Source organism: Enterococcus sp. BWT-B8, from assembly GCF_020567625.1.
Lineage (GTDB): Bacteria > Bacillota > Bacilli > Lactobacillales > Enterococcaceae > Enterococcus_L.
In genome coordinates this window covers 34,899-50,866 of sequence record NZ_JAJDJV010000013.1, presented here as the reverse complement: position 1 = coordinate 50,866, position 15,968 = coordinate 34,899, and the positions used below count along the sequence as shown (strand labels likewise).

13 protein-coding genes and 1 pseudogene are annotated in these 15,968 nt (G+C 39.4%); all 14 read right to left on the bottom strand.

The features are described 5' to 3' along the window. Window positions 1–150 precede the first annotated feature (150 nt). Complete coding sequence (locus tag LI951_RS12150) at window positions 151–504, bottom strand: PTS glucitol/sorbitol transporter subunit IIA (RefSeq protein WP_202067623.1); 354 nt, start codon at window positions 502–504, stop codon at window positions 151–153. Between the two features lie 27 nt (window positions 505–531). After that, the gene (srlE, locus tag LI951_RS12145) at window positions 532–1,527 is read right to left on the bottom strand and encodes a PTS glucitol/sorbitol transporter subunit IIB (protein ID WP_229442345.1); all 996 of its coding nucleotides are present in this window, start codon (window positions 1,525–1,527) and stop codon (window positions 532–534) included. An 11-nt stretch (window positions 1,528–1,538) separates the two neighbouring features. Continuing rightward, on the bottom strand, window positions 1,539–2,090 hold the full coding sequence (srlA, locus tag LI951_RS12140) for a PTS glucitol/sorbitol transporter subunit IIC (RefSeq protein WP_229442344.1): 552 nt from the start codon (window positions 2,088–2,090) through the stop codon (window positions 1,539–1,541). A gap of 637 nt (window positions 2,091–2,727) precedes the next feature. Next, window positions 2,728–3,237: a transcriptional regulator GutM gene (locus LI951_RS12135; RefSeq protein ID WP_202067620.1), complete on the bottom strand. Its 510-nt coding sequence runs from the start codon at window positions 3,235–3,237 to the stop codon at window positions 2,728–2,730. A gap of 1 nt (window position 3,238) precedes the next feature. Then, window positions 3,239–5,089, bottom strand: coding sequence for a BglG family transcription antiterminator (locus LI951_RS12130; protein ID WP_229442343.1), 1,851 nt, complete (start codon window positions 5,087–5,089; stop codon window positions 3,239–3,241). 20 nt (window positions 5,090–5,109) lie between these two features. After that, window positions 5,110–5,910: an SDR family oxidoreductase gene (locus LI951_RS12125; protein ID WP_229442342.1), complete on the bottom strand. Its 801-nt coding sequence runs from the start codon at window positions 5,908–5,910 to the stop codon at window positions 5,110–5,112. A gap of 496 nt (window positions 5,911–6,406) precedes the next feature. Next, window positions 6,407–6,916: a ClbS/DfsB family four-helix bundle protein gene (locus LI951_RS12120; RefSeq protein WP_202067617.1), complete on the bottom strand. Its 510-nt coding sequence runs from the start codon at window positions 6,914–6,916 to the stop codon at window positions 6,407–6,409. Between the two features lie 574 nt (window positions 6,917–7,490). After that, window positions 7,491–7,577, bottom strand: a pseudogene (locus LI951_RS15435) (pentapeptide repeat-containing protein); the annotation flags it as partial. A gap of 256 nt (window positions 7,578–7,833) precedes the next feature. Further along, window positions 7,834–10,527: a cation-translocating P-type ATPase gene (locus LI951_RS12115; RefSeq protein WP_229442341.1), complete on the bottom strand. Its 2,694-nt coding sequence runs from the start codon at window positions 10,525–10,527 to the stop codon at window positions 7,834–7,836. Between the two features lie 312 nt (window positions 10,528–10,839). Further along, a complete protein-coding gene (locus tag LI951_RS12110) occupies window positions 10,840–11,574 on the bottom strand; it encodes a GntR family transcriptional regulator (RefSeq protein WP_202067615.1) in 735 nt (244 codons plus the stop codon). 186 nt (window positions 11,575–11,760) lie between these two features. After that, on the bottom strand, window positions 11,761–13,122 hold the full coding sequence (celB, locus tag LI951_RS12105; RefSeq protein WP_229442340.1) for a PTS cellobiose transporter subunit IIC: 1,362 nt from the start codon (window positions 13,120–13,122) through the stop codon (window positions 11,761–11,763). Window positions 13,123–13,127: 5 nt separating this feature from the next. After that, a complete protein-coding gene (locus LI951_RS12100; RefSeq protein WP_202067613.1) occupies window positions 13,128–13,631 on the bottom strand; it encodes a hypothetical protein in 504 nt (167 codons plus the stop codon). 508 nt (window positions 13,632–14,139) lie between these two features. Next, the gene (locus tag LI951_RS12095; RefSeq protein ID WP_229442339.1) at window positions 14,140–15,228 is read right to left on the bottom strand and encodes a hypothetical protein; all 1,089 of its coding nucleotides are present in this window, start codon (window positions 15,226–15,228) and stop codon (window positions 14,140–14,142) included. Further along, window positions 15,221–15,739, bottom strand: coding sequence for an RNA polymerase sigma factor (locus LI951_RS12090; RefSeq protein ID WP_229442338.1), 519 nt, complete (start codon window positions 15,737–15,739; stop codon window positions 15,221–15,223). The genes LI951_RS12095 and LI951_RS12090 overlap by 8 nt, the downstream gene beginning before the upstream one ends. Between the last annotated feature and the right edge of the window lie 229 nt (window positions 15,740–15,968).

Below are 15,968 nucleotides of genomic sequence, written 5' to 3'. Positions count from 1 at the left end.
TGCTGTGTGCATCTTCCAGGCAGCAGAAAGTCATCAGCTGAGCGTAAGCCCTTATCTAAGCGATAAGCTTGACCTTTGCACATTAAAAAAGTTCTTCCTGACTTCATCTCATCATAAAAAAAACGGAGTTGAAATCAGAAAGAAATTCTTTTATTTAATACCGATTGTTGTTCCTACTTGAATTGCTGGCATTGTTTTCCTTTCCACATAGAGTGTACCCGGCAATTCTGCCTTATTAGAACCATCAAACCGCAAAGTAATGTGTCCAAGAGCATCCAAGTTCTTCTTGACCACTTCTCCCACGGCAGTAATTTTATAGCTCTGATTATCGAAAACAAAGTCCATTCCCGGAAGAATTTCTCCGGATGAAGGTTTTAACTCAATATTGTAGCAGTAATCAGCCAGCATTTCAGGAGCTTCATCACCAAAAAAGATCAGCATATTTTCTTCCCGAAACATGTCTGCTTCTGAACCAATGTTTGTCACGTACGTTTCAAAAATCATTTATCCTCTCTCCCAACAACTGCTAGTTTAACTGTACATTCCAAAGCTTGCCAGCCAGGCTACAATAACACGTGGTACCCCATTCAAAAATCTGGAATACAGAACGGATGGCACTCCAACTTCCACTGTTTCAGCTTCTGCCTCTTCCAGCCCTAAACCAACAGGAATAAAGTCAGCTGCATTTTGCGTATTAATCGCAAACAGCGCAGGCAGTGCCAGCTGCGGCGGAATATTTCCTTTGCCAATTTCCACCCCGATCAATGTTCCTAAAATCTGACTGATAACTGCCCCTGGTCCCAGAAGAGGCGATAGGAAAGGAAGTGAACAAATAAAACCGATGATAATCAGACCGATTACATTACCTGCCAGAGGTTTCATCATATTGGCAAAGACCGTTCCGATTCCCGATCCCTGAATAATACCAATCAGCAAAGATACAAACGCCATAAAAGGAATAACCGTATTAATCATAGTTTGTACCCCTTCACGGGCAGATTGGTTGAAGGTTGCCACCACTTTTCCAGCCCCCATCCCGATTTTGGCAATAAAGCTTTGCTGCTCGGCACGCTGCTCTGTTATTTTTTTATCAGTAGAATACGTATATTTCTTTTCTTCCTTCGGCGCCTCGGAAACAGCTTTTGACAAGACCTCATCCGAGAGCACAATCTGCTCTGCTCCCACAGCAGATACATAAATGTCTTCTGTGATATATTGGGCTAACGGACCACTTTTCCCTGTCGGTACAATATTGATAGTAGGGATTCTCTTCTTAGGATAAATCCCGCAGCGCAATGTGCCTCCGCAATCAATAATAGCCAGAGCAATTTCTTCATCAGGAATAGATGTTTTGAATCCATTGACAGGCTCCATACCGCTTAGCTCTGCAATTTTATCAACAATCGCTGGTTTTTCTCCGCCGCCTGTTACATAGATAAACTTATGCTTCTCTTCCGTAGGTGTGATAATCAAAGGTCCGCCAAAGCCACCTGACCCTTTTATTATTTTAATTTGATTGTACGTCATTCTATTTCCCCCTAGTCTACTAATTTAACGTCCTTGCTAAGCGTCACTCCCTGTTGTTTGCAGACAAACACAGTAGTGAAGTCAGTCACCCAGCCGCCAATAAAATTCATCACCAGCCCCACAAGAAGATACCGTATAGCCAGCTCCATTGAATTTAGTCCTAAAGCAGTAATCCCCTGCGCAATCCCCATCCAGACGAACAACTCCCCCGGATTGATATGAGGAAACACGCCATTGCTTGTATGGCAAAACTGTGCCTGAGATGCATAGTAGCTTGGCTTATAGAACTCCGGCAAAAAACGGGCCATTGTAAAAGACATTGGATTTCCAAGCATAAATGCTGAGACAAACGGCAAAATCAGATAACGGGTAAACGGATTTTTGGAAGAAGCTCTGGCGACTTTTGTTACACGCGCCTCTCCCAGAAATGCAATCAACGTGTTCATCGCAACCATCAGCAACAAAACAACCGGAACAATGCCAGTCATCCAGCTGATAAAGGTTTCTGCTCCGGTTTGGAAAAGTCCCATGAACCCTTCCGCAAACTTAATAAGATAATTCATTCTTATACACTCCTTCATACTGGGACATGTCTGAGAACTCTAGTGGCGAATGTTCTCATTATTTTTATGAAACTCGTTGTTATAAATATTCACTTATGAGCTGCATTGCCAATCCCGCTGATGCAGGAACATCTAGTGGGATGGTATGCGAACCGCCAATCTGATGAATGTGTAAACATTCAATCACTTTTTGGAGGTAGCTGCCAACACTTTTCCAAGTAGATGCGTTTGTATCGAGAATCGAACACGGTCCTTCAATTCTTAATGGCTCTGCCATTTAGAAATTGATGAGATCGAAACGAAGTGTAGTGAGACTCGTAGATACAAGATTTTTCCGTAGTAGAAAGTCAGTTAGCAGGATGGTATGCAATACTCTGATTGAGAGAAATGAGCTAAACATTTATATGACATCTCTAGGAGATTGCTGGCATACGTACGAAAATTAGTCCTATTTTTCCAACCCTTGTTTATAGAAAAATGAACACGCTAAAATAAGCCAGCTTTTTTATTGAGTAAATCTAGGTTTCCACAAAAATTCGGATACTTCGATAATTTTCAGACATGTCCTAATATAATATATTTTATTTTATAGAAAAACATAATTTTTGCTACTTGAACCTCGTCAGACCAAAGGACATCACTCCTTTTTTCTTCGAAAAACAAAGCAGCTTTTTCTTTCTGTAAATGCTGTCTGTACTGAATTCTTAACTATCGACAGCTGTATTCCAAGATTCATCACTGGTGAAACAGATTGCCTCTCTTGAAACTCTCCTTTTTCCACGTCTAAATAGATTCCTTTTGCGTTTAGTGCCGCTTGACGAGTCAGCTTATTCTCTTTTAGAAGTAAAGGATGGTTCTCTGAGAGTTCATGAATATTCAGTCCGACAAACTGCGGTCGTTCTTTAAAACGAGCCAAAATTGAAGTTCCCTGCATCATCTCAGCTTTAGTGATTTTTCCATCTGAAGCAACAGCCAATAAAAGGATGGTTCCGGAAACAATTTTTCCGGGTCTTCTGCCAATCGCAACTTTCCCTTTTCGCCTCATTCGTGAGTAAACAGTATTAAAATTTTTAATTTGCTTCAGTCCTAAAATCATTTGAATGGCATATGCCATAATAGCAATGACACCTAGAAAGAGAATGTTCATATCAGCGCTCTCCTTTCGTTAACAAACACGTGTAGTCTTTTTCAGACGTGATTTCCCGCACCTGTTTTCGCAGAGTCGGATTAGAAGAAATCAGAAAAATCGTATCATAAAAGCTTAATAGCTCATCCTCTGCGTCTATAGTTAAATTAACCGGAATAGCTACAAGGAAAATTAATTCGACTTCTTCCAACGAAACCTTTTCTCTGTATGAACCGATTGAGACAATAATTTGATCACTTTGATTGTTTATACCATGGGGAAATGCGATCCCATTTTCAATAACAGCTGAGTCCTCCTGTGCCTTTTGGAGAATATATGCAGCAAATTTTTCATCCACCAGCTTTTCGGCAGTTAATCTTTCAAGCATAACAGTCAGATTTTCTTCATAGGATTTTTCCACTGCCAATAGCTCAAAGTTAAACTGTATATTTTTAAAAGACGCTGCCTTTGAAGCGATGATCCGTTTCCATTCTCCCAACAGCCAGCTGTCATTAAACAGATCTGTCAGCTTAATCATTATCGTCGGTACTTTCGTTTCTTCTAATGGAATCGTCGTAAAAATGGCAAAATAACAGTTCAGCTCTTCCGTTTTATACGCCTCTTCTGAATAATGAACAATTTGAATATTGGGGCCCAAAACATTTCTCAATTGTCTTTTAATCATTAAGGCGGTTCCTTTTCCTGTATTACAGATAATTGCAATTTCTTTGAAGTCCTCGTCATCACTTTCATTTTTTAGCGCCAGCTCGAAATAAACAGCCAAATAAGCTATTTCTGCTTCTTGTTTCGGTTTCACTAGAAAATTTGAGAGTGCTTGAATTCCCAAATCAGCCAGCTCATAGGCAAAAGCCAATTTATTTCTAAAATCATGACCAAAAAGATCATAAGCCTGAACGCGAAAAATAATCCGATTGATCAAAAACATAAAATGTAATTTCAGCTGACTGAATAATTTTTGTTCATCAAGTGTAAGAATCACTGATTCACGAATAGTTTCCATCATTCCGCGAAATAGTTCAGCAGCCTGCATTTCCCCTGAAAAACAATCATCTACAGCATTATTATTGAAAATATTTAACGGAAAACAGAGGAAATCAAAATCATATTGACTGATGGTCAGACTATAATTCTCTTCCAACGCAATCATCAGCATTTCCAATTGCGGATCTGCAGCAAAATAATTCACATAATAAGGAATTTTCATGGAAAGGCTATTCCCTGAATGAATCCGTTTCATCGTAAAGGTAATGACTTTTTTCAATAAACCGACCATTCGAAAATCCAGTTTCTTTGTCAGTGATAATTCCTCAATTAGCTGAAGTACTGATCCGTTTAATGGCGTATATTCCAGATAATCATATGCATGATATAAATAAAGCATCCGCAGGTTCTCTTCCTGTCCTTTCAGTAGAAGTCCTTTGTTCGGCGTCCCGATTAAGGTACTGTCATACTCTGCCAGCAGCTGCTTTAAACTGCGTAAATCCTTATTGACAGTAGAACGGCTGACTCCAAGCAAATCTGAAAGATCATCAATCACAATATAGTCGTTTTGTTTAATAAAGCAGTCAATCAGAACTGCTATTCGCTTGGAGCTGGAATTAAGGTCCACATGCTGTTTCAAACTACCATTCATCACCGCTTCAAACTGTTGGGTGTCAATTACCTTCAGCTGATAGAAGCCCTCTTTTTCAATAATTTTAGCGATATGATCCAGCTGTTCATTCAATAGCTGAATCGTTTTTTTGACTGTTTGGGAAGTTGTAGCAGTGATCTTCTGAAGCTCTTCACGCGTCAGGCGATCGTAAGCAATAAAATACTGTAAAATTTGATACCAGCGATTCACCAGCGTCATCTCTTCCCCTCTCTTTCGCTTTAACCTCTTGTTTTACCGCCTGCAATATTAGTTGTTATACCAGTGATATAACTTGCCCGATCTGACAAATAGTAGCACACAAGATCAGCTACTTCATCCAACCGACCGCTTCTCCCCAGAGGAATAGTTGTTGTTTTACTGTAATTCTTGCGCAATTCGTCCACCGTGATCCCTCGGGTATAAGCTAAAGCTGTTTCGTATTCTATTGTCCGCAGCCCTGTTTCTTCCATAATTCCCGGTGCGATTCCAATCACTCGAATCCCCATCCTGCCCAGCTCCTTAGCCCATGAGCGGGTATAGCTGTTGACAGCTGCTTTTGTTGCTGCATAGGCACTCTGACCCTCCGAGCCTTCCAATCCGCTTTCCGATGACATATTAATGATACTGCCGTGTTTGTTCTTCACCATGATTCTGGCAACTGTCTGTGTCATCAGGAAAAGACCTTTTTGATTAATTTCGAAAATCTTATCAAAGACTGTATCGGATAATTCAAATTCCCCATGCGGCTTTTCAACATCCACCAGTAATCTGGGTACATTGATACCGGCATTATTCACTAATCCGTCCACTGCTCCAAACAGCTCTTCAACTTTCCGGACATTTTCCTCCACCTGTTGCTTTGAAGAAATATCTGTTGCCAAAAACATCATGTTTTCATGTTTTTTTGAACTCTCTTTTAAATCAAAATTCGCGACACTTACGCCTTCTTCCAGCAATGCATCTACGATACTGGCTCCAATTCCCGATGAACCGCCTGTAACAATCACTTTTTTTCCTGCAATATTTAACCAATCTTTCATCGATCCGCTCCTCCTCTACACCTTACAAGCACAGTATAAAAGAGATAGCGACTAAAATTAATACCCACTTTTTTTTTTGAGAAATAAAAAAGGTGAATGAATTTATTAAATCAAAAAAGCATTTGCTAAACAAAAAAATCATAAATAACAGAAAATCTGTCTCTATGATTTAAAAGATGGATTTGCAGCTTTTGATTACTCCAGATTATATTCGAGGTTATGCCTAAATGAAAAACAGCCTCCCTAAAAAAGAAGGCTGACCTAACCGTTGTACGAGCAGAAACAGATTGCTCAATACAGAGTGTACCAGCAACAATACATGTTATTCTTTCCAACTCCCTTTTGTTTTAACTACGTTCAGAATAACATAACAGGTTAAAGACAGATTTTATTATATCTACTCATCAGTCTAGTCTTAAGATATTGCCCATTTTCAAACCATCTCATTATTTTATTTACTTCGAACTTCTTCTATAAACCTCCATTTGATGAATCGTTATAAAGCGTACTTTTTCCATTTGCGAATTTTTGTCCTAAAGCTTGTAAATGGAGCAACTGTGTTAATATGAATCCATTTATACAGCGGCCATTTTGCTTTCGTCGTTGCCCAGCCACGCTGTTCAGGCTCAAACAATTCTATATCGGATAAAGAATCTATCCACCGACAGAGTTCCTCCACTCCGTTTAACAGCGCTTCCTGTTGTTCCAATAGTGTCATCTGACCATATTTTTCATAAAAGGACTGGTATAGCCCGCCTAACTCATTCCACTTATATCCTTCAGCAGGTGTTTGAACTGTTTTCCCCTGCTTCTCTCTTCTTTCCCAATCCAACAACAAGTTTATCCAGCCAAGCTGATAAGACAGATTTTCTGACGGCGTTCTGTCTGCTTCATCTATTCTCAGATTTTTTTTAGTTTCCGGAATATCTGCAAACTCTCTGATATACAGCTCATATTTACTTTTGATTGCAGAAATTAATTCTTTCTTATTTGTATATTCTTTCATCGCAAGATTCTCCTAAAATTTTTTCGAGTCCCATCGGTGCTTTTGTCCCCCACTACTATTACTTTATTAAAAACTGCCACAACTATCTAAACCATTTTTCTTTTGAGCGTTGAACGAGGTTGTGACAGAAGTGTTCTGTCTCAAGAACCAGGTAGGTATCATGCATCATCTACTCTGACAAGTCAATCGTAGTGATTTATGTCAATAAGTCGGAATATACGAAAATTGTCAAGGAACACTAGTCATAAAATGACTAGCTGTGAATTGATACCTCCCTGGAGCTACTCATATTTTCAGTATAGTTCGACTTATTTCCGAAGAGACAGCTTCTGCGTCTACGGTTCTCACTTCGTTCCGATCCTCGAAGCATGGAGGGGCTTTGGAACACCGTTTATTCGGTTTTAGGGGACTTAGACATACTTATGTCACAGTCCAGTTCTTTAACGACCCTATATAGTTTCTTCCATTCCGATTATGTTCACTTGCATGGGTGATCGTAAAGCATTCAGGATTGTTGACTGCTTGTTCTAATGACTTGAAGCAGACCGAATGATGGATGAGCCTCTTTGCACCACTACTGAGCTTCTTTAACAAATGCATTGCTAAAATCCACATTTTCCAAAATAGATTCTCTAAAACTCGTTTCTCTCAAATCAACATCTGCAAAATCGCTGTCTCAAATGAACACCTGAGTAAATTTAGATTCATCTAACGCCACTTTCACAAAACAAGTATAGCATAGTCCAATCTGTTGACACAGATATTCAGGCTAGTAAACAGCTCCTTTTCAGATATGTCTGTTCACGCACACAGAAAAAGCCTGAGAAAAATTCCCAGACTTAAATCATTTTGATTCAGAGCACAGACTGCTCTTCAAATTAGCCGTTCCCCTGCACCAAACCTTAATTATATCAATATCAATCAACTGGACCATACAACCCATTTTTCTGTTTCTTCATTTTTACAAGTACAGTTTTTAACAGCTCCATTAACGCTACTGCTACTGCCGCCAAACCTATACACAGTCCAATTTGTTCAAAACCAAAGCTTTCCGGAATTGAAAAGACTGCTCTTACACCGGGAATTAACGTAACACTATACAGCAGACCGCAAATCACTATAGCCAGCAGCACCATTTTATTAGAGAAAACTCCGGCTTGCATTGCTGTTTGTGTGTTGGAGCGTGCTGGCAGTGTTTGTAGCGTACGGCACCAAATCAGTGTTGAAAAAGCCATTGCCACACCCATTTCAGTTGAATGCTGCATTCCCAGCCATTGAGCGAAAATAACCATTCCAGCAATAATCACTCCCCGATAAGTTACAGAGATTAAAGTACGCCCGGTAAAAATCCCTTCATTTGGATTACGAGGCTGACGTTTCATAATTGTCGGCTCTGCTTTTTCCGTTCCTAATGCAATAGCAGGCAGCGAATCATTAACCAGATTAATGAACAACAGCTGCAGTGCAGTAAACGGATTTGCCCAGCCCATAATCAATGCAAAAATGATTGCAATGATGGCACCTAAATTACCGGCAAATAAATAGGCAATCGCCTTTTTGATATTATCAAATACATTACGGCCAACTTCTACTGCACTTACAATGGAAGCAAAGTTGTCATCTGTCAGAACCATAGCTGCTGCATCCTTGGCAACATCTGTTCCAGTTCCCATCGCAATACCAATATCAGCCTGTTTTAGAGCCGGTGCATCATTTACACCATCACCGGTCATTGCGGAAATATTCCCTTTTTCCTGCCACGCTCGAACAATTCTAATTTTATTTTCTGGAGAAACACGTGCATAAACAGTGGCTTTTGCTAAAATTCCTTTTAATTCTTCTTCACTTAATGCATCCAGTTCTGTCCCAGTCAATGCCTGATCACCTTCTGAGAAAATACCGATTTCTTTGGCAATAGCCACTGCTGTTGTTTTATGATCCCCAGTAATCATAATCGTTTTAATGCCCGCTGATTTTGCTTCAATTATCGCCTGTACCACTTCTTTTCGAGGTGGGTCAATCATTGCCAGCAATCCAACAAGAATTAATTCATTTTCATCATCCAATGTCAGTTCCTTATGTGCAACGGGCTTGTAGGCAAAGGCTAACACTCTAAGTGCCTGCTTGGAAAATTCTTCATTTTGATGCTGGAATTTTTGTTTTGCTTCTTCAGTAAACGGAACAATTTCTCCATCCAACAGCACCTGGCTACTTCTTTCAAAAACGATATCTGGTCCGCCTTTAACCAAAATCAACTGCTCGCCGTCTATATCATGAAGGGTTGACATCAGTTTTCGATCAGAATCAAAAGGCAGTTCACCCTTCCGGGGAAACTGTTCTCTAATTATCTGATACGGCTGATTTTGTTTATTGATAAAATCAATCAAAGCCACTTCCGTCGGATCACCAAGCGGACTTCCATCTTCACTAATCGCTGCATCATTTGCCAACACAGCAATTTCCATTAACCGCTGTTCATCTCTCGTCCATTTCTGCGGCTCTTTGGAAAATTCACTCATTTTACCATTAGCTAAATAAAAATTGACAACCGTCATTTTATTTTGTGTCAGAGTTCCTGTTTTATCAGTACAGATGATACTGGTTGAACCTAGCGTCTCAACAGCTGGGAGTTTACGGATAATCGCATGTCTCTTTGCCATTTTTTTAGTCCCTATTGACAAAACAATGGTGACAATAGACTGCAGCGCTTCAGGAATGGCCGCAACTGCTACAGCAACTGCAAACATAAATGCCTGAATGACATCTTCCGTTAAATCACCCGAACCTCTACCTAAAAATAAGCGTCCTAGCTGGATAGCAAGAATAACTAAAGACAGTGCTAAAATTGCCAGACTGAGTTTTTTACTGAAGCTGTCCAAACCTCTCTGCAGCGGAGTTTTATTTTCAACTGTTGTTTCAAGTAATCCAGCCACCTGTCCAATCTCTGTTTGATTGGCAACACCGGTCACCAGAAATTTTCCACGACCGTAAGTAGCAATCGTGCCGCTGAACACCATATTTACACGATCGCCAATTGGAACTGTATCTGAAATTTCCTTTACTTCCTTTTCTGACGGTGTCGATTCACCAGTCAGCATTCCTTCATCTACCTTCAATGATCCAGCTTCCAGCAGACGGCCATCTGCGGGTACATAGTCGCCGGCATCCAGCAGGACAATATCTCCAACAACGATTTCTTTTGCCAAAATCGTTTTCTCCTGTCCGTCACGCAAGACACGCGCATCCGGTGCTGACAAACTTTTTAAAGCCTCTAGTGATCCTTCTGCCTTTTTGGTTTGAATCACGCTGACTACTGAATTCAGCATTAGCACTGCAAAAATAACCAGCGATTCTACGTAGGCTCCCATAACCATTTGAACAATGGCAACGATAAGCAGGACGATAACCATTGCATCCTTAAATGTTTCCAAAAAGAGTACGAAGCTTGATTTTTTCGGCGCTTCTTTTAACTGATTATAGCCATCTGCTTTTAATCTCTCCTCTGTCTGTGATGAATTTAGGCCAGATTCACTGCTTTTTGTTTCAGTGAATAATGTACCCAATGATTGTTGATAAATTTGTTTTTGTTTTGCTTCCTGATTATTTTCCATGTTTATCCTCCAAATTTTGTTTTTTGACCACACTGCTGCAATCTGCATCGTCTGAAGCCTGCAATTTCAACTAAAAAAGACCCAAGACAAGTAGAAGCTACTTATCTTAGGTCTCACCGTTTCATATAATACCAGAAAACCACTTTAGTGATTAACTTACTGTTGATATTATCACAATGACTCTTGCCGGCTACTCCCCTAAAGAGTGTGTCTATTTATTTTATAAGACAGGAGGAATATTTGCAACAACTTTATTTACTGCTTTTGATTATTCAGCAAAATATCTGATTCACAAAATTATTTTCAGCTCCATTAATAGTTTTTCTTAAACATAAACAGCTCTGCTTTACGATAGTCATAGCAAATTTTTGAAAAGGCCAGAAGTTTTCCTGAACTTAAAAAACTGTCATCACGCACAACCAGTGTCGGCGCTCCTGCAGGCAATTGAAAGAAACTTGCTCCCCAGTCAGAAAGTGGTTCACTGCTGATGATTTTGTCAATAAATCCTACTTTGATATTTTTTTTCAGTTCAAAATATTTAAAAACAGAATCGTAGAGCGACTCTTCCGGAATTTCTTCAGCAACTGACTGTAAATAATACGACTGCTCAATCAAATAAGGTTCTCCATCAAGTGTTCGCTGACGCTTAATTTCTATTAATCGCTCTCCAGCAGGCAAATCATGGTTCTCCGGTAAAAAATCGGCATCAGCTGCACTCACTATACACTGGCAGGCTGCCACTGTTGTAATTACACGACCAGGACGTGCCAGCTCTTCTGTTAATTCTGTGTCATTTTGCAGATTCATCACGGTATCACGACGCTTGGGACGAACAAAAGAACCAATACCATGTGACTGATAGATATAGCCCATGTCACCTAGCTGTCCAAGAGCCTGTCGTAATGCATAACGAGAGACATTATAATGGGACATCAAGGTATACTCGCTTGGCAGCTTGCCGCTCTCATCAGCAAGCGTCCCCTTTTGGATTTCATTGACCATTTCTTTAACCAACATTTTAATATCCAGTGGATGTTTACGCTGCATTACTGACACTCCTTTTTTAATTAATATAACTAGTCACTATCACTTTATTATTATATCTCAATCCTCTGGAGTTATCATTCTCACTTCTCTTTTTCACGCTCAACTCAGTAAAAAATAATTCTCTGTTTTTTATTAATACTTTTGTTCATTGCTCTGTATTACATAATACAATAACAACTGCAGTTCCTAATTCATTTCGTTTACTGCAGCTTTTGCCTGCTCCTCCTGATACAATTTCCCATCATAAAACTTGATGAACGGGAACCAGATCAAAAATGCTGTCCCCGCACAGACAACTGCCAGCACGAATGCCCTCCAGTCACCGCCTGACCCAATAAATCCTGACAAACCAAGTGGTGTCGGCCAGGCAACCTGCGCAATTGGCGGGTTAACCAGCCCAAATTTGATGGCAAAGTAAGCAACGGACATTGAACTCATTGGAGCCAGGAAAAAAGGAATAGCTGTATAAGGATTATAGACAACCGGCATCCCAAATAAAATCGGTTCATTAATATTAAAGAGTGACGGAATCACTGCTGCCTTTCCCAGAGCACTTAGCTGTGCTGATCTTGCAAAGAATGTGATAAAAACAACCATCCCCAGTGTTGCACCAGAACCGCCAATCGTAACAAAACTGTTGTTAAACTCACCTGCAAATGGCAGATTTGCTCCATTTTGATTTTGAACCATGTTGGATAGAACTATAGGTGTCAAAAATGAGGTAACTATCGTTGCCCCATGAATACCAACGACCCAAAGTGCGTGCATTAAGAAGTAAATAACCAGCAATCCCACCCAGGTATTCGCTAAATTAGTAACAAAACCGAATGGAATGGCAATCATCTTAAAGATATCTGTTCCCAAAGCAATTAATACGCCATTAATAACAACAACTGTCAGTGCAATCAAGATAGTTGGAATAAGAGCAGTAAAAGAAGTTGAAACTCCGGTTGGAACAGTTTCCGGCATTTTGATGACCCACTTGCGTTTCACGCACAACGTATACAGCTTCACTGCAATAATGGACATAATAATTGCTGTAAAAATTCCTGTTGTTCCCAGACGTGTAACACCACCGGACATTTCCCAGCCATCAATAATTTTTTGATCCTCTGTAATCACACTGACCAATACGGCAACTCCGCCATCAAAAATCAGCTCCGGCAAACACATAAAGAATGCCATCATAGACAGCAAAGCTCCGTTCAATGGATTCAAATTGATTTTCTCTTCCTGAGCCTGAATTTTTGAATATTCGTAGCCAAAAACAATACAAAAATAAAGAGCCAAAATTCCCATTGTCGCCATATTTGCCAGCATGTATAAGCTTTGAACCCGATTGAACGAAGCTTCCCAGATCCCCTCTAATGCTGGAAAGCTTTGCGGTAAAACAGCAATAATCAGAAACATTGAGCCGACAATCGTAAATGGAATAGAGGCCATCCCTGCAGCCATAACCCCCCGAACAATTCTAAGCTGGGAAATTTTTCCCATCGGTCCCATTAAATAATTGTTCAAAAACTTAAATAATTTGTTATCTGAATCCATTTTTATCACCTTTCCTTTTCTAAACTATCCTCAAAAATTTTCATATGTTCTAAATAGGAATCCTTGTCCTGTTCAATTTGCCAAACCTTCCATTCGACAACGATTCCTGCAAGACACCCAATAATCAGACATATAAGCAACAATCCACGACCACTCTCATTGATAAATGGAAAAAGCTGCTGCTGTTGCCCCAGAAAAATCAGCATAATTCCCACTAAATTACTGCTAATCTGCACGGCATACCCTGCTTTCGTAAACAGCAAACGTTTGGAAGGATTCCAGTATTTTGCGGTTTGTTCAATGATGATAGCGATATCAATTATAAGCAGCCCTATTGGCACTGCCGTCCAAATGTTTGGAACAGAAAAACTTAATACACCCCAATATAAATTGATAAAGAAAAACATTGCTGTAGCATAACGAAATAGGAGATATCGATTGAAGTAAATACTTCTTAACTTAGTTTGCCTATTCAACTCTTCCTTAATTATGATTACTTCCACCACCATTCACTTATTCTTCACACCAAATTTAAAGAATGTGATCTGTCCAGAAAAATTATTTATCACCGCTTCCTATTGAGTGATCCACAATATAGTTTACTTGTTCGAACAAGTAAATATTAACATATTCAAACAACCTTGTAAACGCATTCCTCTTTTGATAAGTACCTCATTTTCAGGGAACTGTTTTGTATCACCGAAGATTTTTTTACTTTCAAACTATACGCAAACCACAGCTGTGAAAGTAACCACTAAAAAAGAGGTTGGGACAAACACTCATGAGGGCTATCCACCCGCACCAAACAGAATGAAAAGAAAAAAACGATCGGCCTACACGCTATTTCCTGTCATACTAAAGAGGACAGAAGGGCGTGTAGGTCGATCGCTTATTGAGGTTCTTCTCCAAGTTAACCTTGAGGGACAAACTAGATCGTTCTACTTATTTTGTACCAATCATTAGGTCACAGAACCTGCGTATAAAACTCTCTCTTCTTATTTTCTATACGCATTTCACTTATTTATTTTGCAACTCAAAGCTGCCTAATTCTTTTACTATATTCCCCATTTCGTCAACTTCATTGACTTGAATTTTGTAAACAGAGGTGTTATCCAGTGCACTCAAATCAAAAGAAAAATCAAATGCAGTATTACCATTTTTATTTTCGTAACTAAAGCTTGACTGCGCCTCATTCTTAACGTCGTTTTTATAAATAATTACATCATAAAATTGAAAGTCGCCTGAATCTCCTTCTGTAGGGATGTTAAAAGAAACAGTGGTCTGCAGCGCATCACTTTTTGCTTTAATCTCATGAACATTATCAGCCTGAAGAACTTGTGGTTCAGCGGTTTGAGTCAGCGGCTCATATTCAACGTTGAAGCTCCAATCGCCTTCATACACTAAGGCTGTTTCAACACTGAAAGAGCTGTATGCCTTTTTAATCGCTTCAGCCTTGACAGCTTCATATTCATCCCAATCCTGCCAATGCAACCGATAAATATGCAGGGTTAATTTAGCATTTTCCGGTATTTTCTCCTTATCAAAAATAGCTATAACAGACCCGTAAAACATATCCCCTTCAATACGAAAGGTCGAATAAGATAGTACACCCCTAAATAAATCCTCCATGTTCCCTTCAGCAAAAAGTCCAAGTAAAATATCCTGATAATTTGAACCTGCTGCAATTTCTTTTTCCAGCAAAGTTCTCAGTTTCTCATCATTCAGCTTGAATTGATAATCGAAAGCAAGTTTTTTCTTCGTTGCGACAAATTTAGTCAGCTTAATTTCACGTCCATTTTGGATACTTGTCAAGTCAAGCTTATTCGGAATACCATGACTTTCCACTGTTCCAACCCCTGAATCCCGGCTGATGCCAAACATCTTTTCAAGTGCTGTACCCACCGGCGTCTTAATCATTACAAGCAGAAAAACAATGGATGCCGCTGCCAAAATAAACATCACTTTTTTCCTGCGGCTCACTTTAACAGCTTTTTCCTGACTGATTTGGTTTGTCAAAATCAGCTTCCGATTGAGAAGCAGTTTTTCCATTACTTCAGCAGGAATTTCTTTTTCGTTTTTAATCCTGTCGATCGTCTTTTTATCCATGACCGTTCTCCTCCAATAAGGCTTTCAATTTGACTCTTCCGCGTGCCAGTCTGGTTTTCACTGTATTTGCAGATATCCTTTCCTGAACAGCAATTTCTTTGATACTAAATCCTGCATAATAATGTAAAATGAGTGGAATTTTGTATTTCTCCGACAATCTATTTAATCCTTGTTCAAGATCAGAAGTTCCATAACTGTCTTCTTCTCTAGTCATATGTTTTTCTTCAAACTCAACGGATTCAACCCGTCTTTTCAAGATTCCTTTGGCAATATTTACCATGATCCTAAATATCCAAGAATTAAATGCTGCTTCATTTTTTAGATTAGTTATTTTTTTCCATGCGCGAATTTCTGTTTCCTGCAGACAATCGGCCACATCCTCATTGTCTGCCAATAGTTTGTAGGCGGAATTATACAACACCGTTTGGTAAGCCCCGCATAGCTTTACAAATGCCTCGGCATCCCCAATTTTAGCCTGTTTTACCAACCTTATTTGCAACTCTTTCTCCATACATCTCCTACTTTCTGCCTTATATCTATTAGACAGTCTTTTCTTTAAAAAGGTTTCATAAAATTCAATTTTTTTCTTAACTAAACTGGCCAGCTCAAAAATATTGTCCGGAACAGCAACCCAAGTGCTGATATACTAGAGAGTATATTTATCATCTGTCTGTTTTTACTTATATCTATTATATTAAGTCACTAGTGATCTGACCAAATTATAATAAAAGATCATTTAT